Genomic DNA, 7,851 nt, shown 5'->3' on the forward strand with positions numbered 1-7,851 from the left:
TACCATTAATAGTAGTTCTGTAACTGCTAGTTCTACGAATGGTGCCGGAATTGGTTCTGCCGGTGGCACCTGCAGCAACATTGGCATTAGTGGTGGATCCGTAAAGGCATATTCTGATCGTATGCCAGGCATTAATTGTACCCCCCATAATGGCAACTCAACAAATGTTTATTGTTGTATTATTAAAAATGAATATTTTTTACCAGTAACGATAGATAGTGAATCCTGGAAGCCAAGTTATCATATTTTTCCTGATTCTACAAAAGACGGTAATCTGTACGTCTGGTTAACTGAAAAAGAAAATAATGACGCTTATGATGTAACTGTTGGAACCGAAAAAAGGCAGTATTCTTTCGATCAGGCAAAAAACCAATTTGTACGTATCCAAACAACTCCTACCGCTGACCAATTTGATTATACGCAGCCCAATTTTACATATACTAAAGATACCCATGTTGATATTAGTAAATATATTAAATGGAAAGATGATGTCACCGGTCATGGTAAAATTACTAAAGTAACGTATTTTAAAAAAGGAGATAAAACTCCACTCGCAGACAGCCCCACAGATGCAGGTACTTATACTTTTAAGATTGATGTGAATGAAGGTGACTACTACAATTCAGTCGATAGTATATCTGCACCAGAATGGGAATTTGTCATTTCAAAAGCACAAGCACCTTCAAGCAAGCCAACCGATACCGATCCTACAATATATGTTTCATGGTTATGTAAGAAAGTCGAAGATGTTAAAGGCCTTTTTAATGATGAATGGAAATGGAGCGATTCCGATATTTCTAAAAAATTACCTGTAGGAGAAGAAGTTTCCGCTACAGCAGTTTATAATGGTACAGATGCTGACAATTATGTAAATACATCTGTTGTATTTAAAATCACCAGAAAAGCATGTACACACCCACATACCGCAGAACGTTACTACTCCTCTCCATCCTGTACTTCCAGCGGATATAGCGGAGATACCTACTGCACAGACTGTAATGAAACACTTTCCTATGGTTATACCATTTCTGCATACGGCCATGACTATGACAACGGCGTTATCACTACAGAACCAACTACAGAAACTGATGGAATCATAACTTACACCTGTAAACGATGCAAACATCAGGATACAAAAAATCTCGGAAAGCTTGGTGACGGGGAACCTTACATTGAGGGAAGTTTCCAGAAGAAAAGCTGGGATACTGTTAATGATCTGATCAAGACATCCAAAGAAAAAGATACCATCTCCATTATCATGAATGGTGCCAGGACACTTCCTGCTTCCGTTTTATCCGGGATAAAAGGAAAAGATATTTCCCTGAATCTTGATATGGAGAATGGTTTCATCTGGAAGATCAACGGTACTTCCATTACAGCAGAAACACCTGCGGATATAGATCTTTCTGTTACAAACACAGCAGAACATATCCCGGCAGCGTTATACAGCCTGATCTCCACAAACCAGAATGATTTCGGTTTCCATCTTGGAAGAAGCGGAGCTTTCGATTTCCCGGCGGTACTTTCTGTAAAGGCAGATGTTTCCTGTGCAGGACTTATGGCAAATCTGTTCTGGTATGATGTTGAGAATGGGGTTCTGCAGTGCATCCAGTCCGTAACTGTAGGCGGTGCATTTGAGCGCAGTATTCCATATGCTGAATTTATCCTTTCCAAAGGACAGGATTATTTCATAGCATTTGGTACAGAATCTCTCAATGGCAGAGTCATTCACACAGACGGAAGTATCACAGATGAAAACGGTGCATACCTGCGACCTGCTGACGCAAAGATTTCCAGCCATTCCATTGACAGAAACAAGCTTACTGTCAAACTTTCCAAAGGATGTGCAGGTGCTCAGGGTTATGACTTCGTGATCAGCAAGAAATCAAATATGCTCCAGACAGGAAAGTTCAGCAAAAAAGTTTCCTCAACTGGCAAGCCACAGGCATCTTTCAGATATCTGGCAAAGGGTACCTGGTATGTAGCGGCCCGAAGCTGGGTTCTGGATGAACAGGGCAATAAGGTCTATGGTTCCTGGACAAAGATCAAGAAGATCAAGATCACTGTTGTTACACCACAACAGCCAAAGATCAAGAATATCACTGTAAAAGGAAACACTGTGACTGTTACTTACACAAAATGCAAAAATGCCACAGGTTATGAAATCCTGCTCGGAAACAAATACAAAACCTCCGCAGGTGAGAAATATCCGGTTAAGAAATATCTGAAACGTACAGAAGGCAAAAACACCGTAACTGTAACCTTTACAAACGTAAAGAAAGGCACCTGGTATGTGACCATACGGGCATGGAACCAAACCTCCAAAGACAAATCCAGAGCTTACAGTCCATACTCCACAATGAAGAAATTCAAGACAAAGAAATAGCTTCTGTTTCTTACAAATATTTCTACTGTAAAGATTGTTCTGATTCTGTTTTCTGCAAAAGAAATAAGAAATATTGAGATATTAGGAAATCATAGGATTATAATATTTAACATCAAAAACAGGATTGAGTTTATTCTGCTCAATCCTGTTTTTGCCATATTCCCTTTTTCTTTAAAGTTTATTATATGAATCCGCAGGAATAAAAAAGCTGATTTCTATTTGCAGTAATTCACTTGCCTGCTATAACAGGGAGTCTTATTGCCTTGTGATAGACGAGCTGGATTCTGGTATTTATGAGTATTTACTGGGAGAATGCCTGGAAGTTATGCAGGATAAAGCTAAGGGACAATTGATTTTTACATCACATAACTTACGCCCATTGGAGATCCTTGAAAACGATTCTTTGCTTTATACGACTGTGAACCCCGAGAATTGCTATATAAAATCTAGTTATATTAAAAATACGCAAAATACCCGGTTATCTTATTTGCGGACGATCAAGCTTGGCGGGCAAAAAGAAAAACTCTACAATGAAACAAATATATATGAGATGGAGCTTGCTATGAGGCGGGCAAGAAGGCAGTACTGACCAATGGATTTATAAAAAAATCGCAGAAGACACCAAAGGCAGAAAAAGAACTGGCAAAGAAGTATAAAGCAGATTATGAACGGAACAAGAAATCCCAGCCTGAGTATAGTGAAAAAACTTGCACAGGGATTAGGGATGCAATTAAAGCTGGAATTTGTTCTGATGCCAACCAAAAATAAAATGTAAAGAGTATGAGAAAATAGGAACCGCAGGAATTCATATTATATAATAGGTACGTATATCAGTAACTATGAATATTTGACAGGTGTATCATCATTATTATCTGCAGAGACCTGACATTGGGATACCCCATGTCAAAATAGGCATAATCTCAAAAAAACAATGGAAAGTTGCCGATTTTTACAAAAGAAAGCTTGACAGTAACATCGGAAACTGTATAATAATATTAACAGAACCCACCACGCCTCTGATTTTTCATGCGCAACCCGGTGGGACTTTTTCATTTATGGGGTGTTTTATGTATCAATATCCAAAACAAATATTAACAATAGAACAACAAGTGCAATCTTATGTAGATGCAGGAATGGAGATTACATCTTATGAAGATGTAGAGAAGGTATTAAAGACAATTGGGTTTTATCGTTTGAGAGGCTACTCGTTTCATTTATATGATAATACTACAAAGAAGTATGTTGCGGGAACAAAGTTTAAAGATATTATAAAATTGTATCAATTTGATCAGGAATTATCTGCTTTGATTTTTTCAATGATTTCTAAGATTGAGGTTGCTTTGAGAGTGCGATTGGTGGAATCATTACTTGTGCACGGAGAACCACTTGTTTTGCAAGATTCATCAATTTTCAAAGAGAAAAAACGATATTGGCAGAATATGTCTACTGTAGCATCAGAAATTGCTCGATCTAATGATGTGTTTATAAAACATAATTTTGATAATCATGATGGAGAGGTGCCTGTATGGGCAGCTGTTGAAGTTCTTTCATTTGGTACGCTATCGAAGATAATTAAGAATTTGAAAACAGGCACTGGAAGTTCATATTCTATCTTGGCGTTAAACTACCAGTATAAATCAAAAAAAGGAAATTTGGTAAAACCATCACAGAAAATGCTTGCTTCATGGATACAGAGCGTTTCAGTATTGCGCAATATGTGTGCTCATAATTCCAGAATTTATAATCGCACAATACATACGACACCGGAAATTCTGGATGTAGATAAGGTTGTGCCATCGCCAGCACATAATGGTTTGTATCAAATCTTACTGGCGATGAAGTATCTGCGCTCATCCGATGAGGAGTGGGTGACATTTGTAGCTGCTTTCGATAAGCTGATTCAAAATAATATTGATGTAGTCAGTCTTACAGCAATGAATCTTCCGGCGGATTGGAAGGCACACTTAAGTGTATAAATGCAGCAGGAAGGCATAAAATAGTAAAGCAGACCTACCCAAGCTTTTTTGCTCAAACCGGTTAGGCCTTCGGCGGAGTGTTACGATAAGCACTTCGCCATTTTTTATGATTGGAAACAAACCGAATTTTAAGAGGGTATCATTACATTACCTCTCTATATGGTAGCATTTTTCGATATTTAACCGAATCAAGTAAGTCCCCTGCTTCAATTGCAAAAAGCAACAAGCAGTGGGTAGGCTATTCCATTTCCGCTCCCTATTGCTGGTTTGATCTTCCGCAGTTCGATACAATAATATAACCTGTTTTTTTCTCTTTTGGGAGCTGTTTCGGCAGCTCTCAAATTTTTTTTGAAAAATTTGATTTTCGGGTGAGAGTTTTTCGCTTTTTTTGTACCTATATAAGTGAAAGACTTTTAACACTGTTTTTGGGGAAGGAGGTTGGAGGCATGTACGATACAGAAAAGAGTATCGAATTGGTAAAAAAGCGAATGCATGAATACCACTGCCGCCAGGAGCGGCGCACAGTCTGCCGTCTGTCCGTTCTGTGTGCCCTGTGCTGTTCCTGTCCCTTGTGGGGGCAATGGGGATCATGCAAAGCCGGCCAATAAACGCCACGGGAATGTACGGCACAATTCTGCTGCATGAGGGCGCAGGCGGCTATGTGTTGGTGGCTGTCATTTCCTTTACTGTGGCAGTTGTGATTACCGCATTATGTATCAAATTCAGAAAAAGAGAACAAAAGAGTCAAGACGCAGAAGATCATGTATAAAGAAAGGAGAGGTGAACGTATGAAGAAAAAGTTATTAGCCGGGATTCTGGCGCTTGCACTGTGTTCCACCAATATGCCCCCCCAGACCATATTTGCGGGGGAATTTACTTCAGGAAATCCGGATGTAGTGTCTGAGGAAGATACTCCAGAGATTTTTACCAATGAGGAGCAGGAAGCAGCAGGAGAGACAAATGAGGACTTGTTTGTATTCAGTTCGGAGGAGGCTCCTGAATTTAACGATACCCCCGATGAGGCAATGGCTGCTACGGAAAATGCACAAAATGGAGTAATTGATTTAACTGAGGATGCTAATGTTACGGACGGAGTTTATACCATAAATATAGCAGAAGATTACAAATTCACATGCAAGAAAAGTCCGGAAACATCAAATAGAATTGTGGTTGATGGAACGAATACTTCAGAGCAAGACAACATCAACATTTATCTTGATAACGTAAATATCAAAACATCTGCTGGTTCGGCACTGCAAATAAATAATAATGTTAAAGCTACAGTTACTATCTATTTAACAGGCATAAATAACCTTACAACAACTAATCAAAGCTCTGCTGGTTTACAGAAAGATAACGAAGCTCAGCTTATAATAACCAATGCTTCAGACACTACTACAGGAATCTTAAAAGCTAGTAGTGATGGGAGTGGGTATGGTGCCGGAATTGGTAGCGGCAATTACGGATCTTGCAAGAATATTACCATTAATAGTGGTTTTGTAGATGCTAAATCTAAGTTTGGTGCTGGAATCGGTAGCGGCCATCAGGGATCTTGCGATAATATTACCATTAAAAGTGGTTCCGTAAATGCTAAATCTATGAATGGTGCCGGAATTGGTGGCGGCCATCACGGATCTTGCAATAATATTACCATTAATAGTGGTTCCGTAAATGCTAAATCTATGCATGGTGCCGGAATTGGTAGCGGCAATTACGGATCTTGCAATAATATTACTATTAAAAGTGGTTCTGTAACTGCTAGTTCCACGAGTGGTGCCGGAATTGGTGGCGGCCTTTACGGATCTTGCAATAATATTACCATTAGTGGCGGTTCTGTAAATGCACAAGTTGGTTGCACTCCTCACCAGAATTTGGATAGCTCTGGTAGCTACGACCCTAAAAGCCCTGAAGTGTATCTCTGCGTTATTCCTAATACAAAAACTAAATCAGTAGCTATAGATAATAAAGTCTGGGAACCATCTAATCATAAAGCGGTTGAATCTACGAATACAAATCTATATGCATGGCTAACCGGAGAAGATCATCTTATAACTGTTGAAAAAGAGACTAAAAGTTATATCTTTAATTCAAATTCAGGGACATTTAGTGAAGGTAAACGTGATGTTACCAGTGATATTTTTGAATTTAACGGTTCTGAGTTTACTTATGATGGAAACACACACTCTCCTAACATCACTACGAAGAACAACATTAAAGGTGTAGGAAACTTCACTGTAAAATATTTCAAGGAAGATAATTTGCAAGCCGAGATAAACGAGCCTAAAGATGTTGGTACTTATATTGTAAAGATTACTGCTGTAGAAGAGGGCGATTTTTACAATGCATATTCTGGTTATTTAACAAACGACAATTGGAAATTTGCTATTAATCTTACCCCTACAATTACTACATATAAAGATGAATATGATGGAAATCCTCATCCAGTTATCAGTATTGAAGAAAGTACAATTCCACCAAATAGTATTATTGAATACAGTGTTGATAATGGACAAACATGGTATATTTTGAATTCTAACGATAATATTCCTACTGTAAGTACGGTAAGGGAAGCAGAAAATACTAAAATTTTTATACGGATATCCAATTTCAATTCCAATTCCAATGATGATACCTGGACTTCACAAGAATATCAAGCAATCATCAAGCGAGCAACCTCAACACCAAATTTTCCATCAATAGACACAATCTCCGTTCCATGGTCCTGTAAGAAAGTAAAAGATATTGATCCTAATTCTCTTCCTCAAAACTGGAATTGGCAGGCAAACGATGCAAATAATGATTTACAGGTTGGAAATAATTCTGCTACCGCAATTTACAATGGCAGTGATAAGGGAAATTACGAAAAAGAAACTTTCACTTACACAATCATCAGAAAGGAATGTGAACACAAAAATACCGTGGGATGCTACTACTCCTCTCCATCCTGTACTTCCAACGGTTACAGCGGAGATACCTATTGTAACGACTGCGAGAGAACCATCTATTACGGCTCCACGATTTCCGCATACGGCCATGACTATGATAACGGTGTTATCACTACAGAACCAACTGCCGAAACCGACGGAATCATAACTTACACCTGTAAACGATGCAAACATCAGGATACAAAAAACCTCGGAAAACTTGGTGACGGGGAACCTTATATTGAGGGAAGTTTCCAGAAGAAAGGCTGGGATGCTGTCAACGGTCTGATCAAGACTTCCAAAGAAAAAGATACCATTTCCATTACCCTGAATGGTGCCAAGGTACTTCCTGCCACTGTTTTATCCGAAATAAAAGGCAAAGATATTTCCCTGAATCTCGATATGGAGAATGGTTTCATCTGGAAGATCAACGGTACTTCCATTACAGCAGAAACACCTGCGGATATAGATCTTTCTGTTACAAACACAGCAGAACATATCCCGGCAGCGTTATACAGCCTGATCTCCACAAACCAGAATGATTTCGGTTTCCATCTTGGAAGAA

At 38.8% G+C, this 7,851-nt stretch carries 5 protein-coding genes and 1 pseudogene; all 6 read left to right on the forward strand.

The features are described 5' to 3' along the window. Positions 1-2,386, forward strand: a pseudogene (locus LJE11_RS18180) (hypothetical protein); the annotation flags it as partial. Between the two features lie 265 nt (positions 2,387-2,651). Continuing rightward, complete coding sequence (locus tag LJE11_RS18185; RefSeq protein WP_020993674.1) at positions 2,652-2,975, forward strand: hypothetical protein; 324 nt, start codon at positions 2,652-2,654, stop codon at positions 2,973-2,975. Between the two features lie 75 nt (positions 2,976-3,050). Further along, complete coding sequence (locus tag LJE11_RS20585; protein ID WP_243101548.1) at positions 3,051-3,161, forward strand: hypothetical protein; 111 nt, start codon at positions 3,051-3,053, stop codon at positions 3,159-3,161. A gap of 292 nt (positions 3,162-3,453) precedes the next feature. Next, on the forward strand, positions 3,454-4,362 hold the full coding sequence (locus tag LJE11_RS18200) for an Abi family protein (protein WP_008707599.1): 909 nt from the start codon (positions 3,454-3,456) through the stop codon (positions 4,360-4,362). A 589-nt stretch (positions 4,363-4,951) separates the two neighbouring features. Beyond that, entirely contained in the window at positions 4,952-5,131 is a 180-nt protein-coding gene (locus LJE11_RS18205; RefSeq protein WP_226839776.1) for a hypothetical protein, read from the forward strand. Positions 5,132-5,150: 19 nt separating this feature from the next. Then, on the forward strand, positions 5,151-7,851 hold a 2,701-nt coding region (locus LJE11_RS18210), incomplete at its 3' end, for a carbohydrate-binding domain-containing protein (RefSeq protein WP_227296349.1).

The sequence above is a fragment of the Blautia sp. DFI.1.216 genome (assembly GCF_020594215.1).
GTDB classification, from domain to species: Bacteria; Bacillota; Clostridia; order Lachnospirales; family Lachnospiraceae; genus Blautia_A; species Blautia_A wexlerae.

Excerpts from the sequence above, each read along its gene's own strand:
- LJE11_RS20585 (WP_243101548.1), top strand. The coding sequence starts at position 3,051 with ATGAACGGAACAAGAAATCCCAGCCTGAGTATAGTGAAAAAACTTGCA.
- LJE11_RS18205 (WP_226839776.1), top strand. The coding sequence starts at position 4,952 with ATGCAAAGCCGGCCAATAAACGCCACGGGAATGTACGGCACAATTCTG.
- LJE11_RS18200 (WP_008707599.1), top strand. The coding sequence starts at position 3,454 with ATGTATCAATATCCAAAACAAATATTAACAATAGAACAACAAGTGCAA.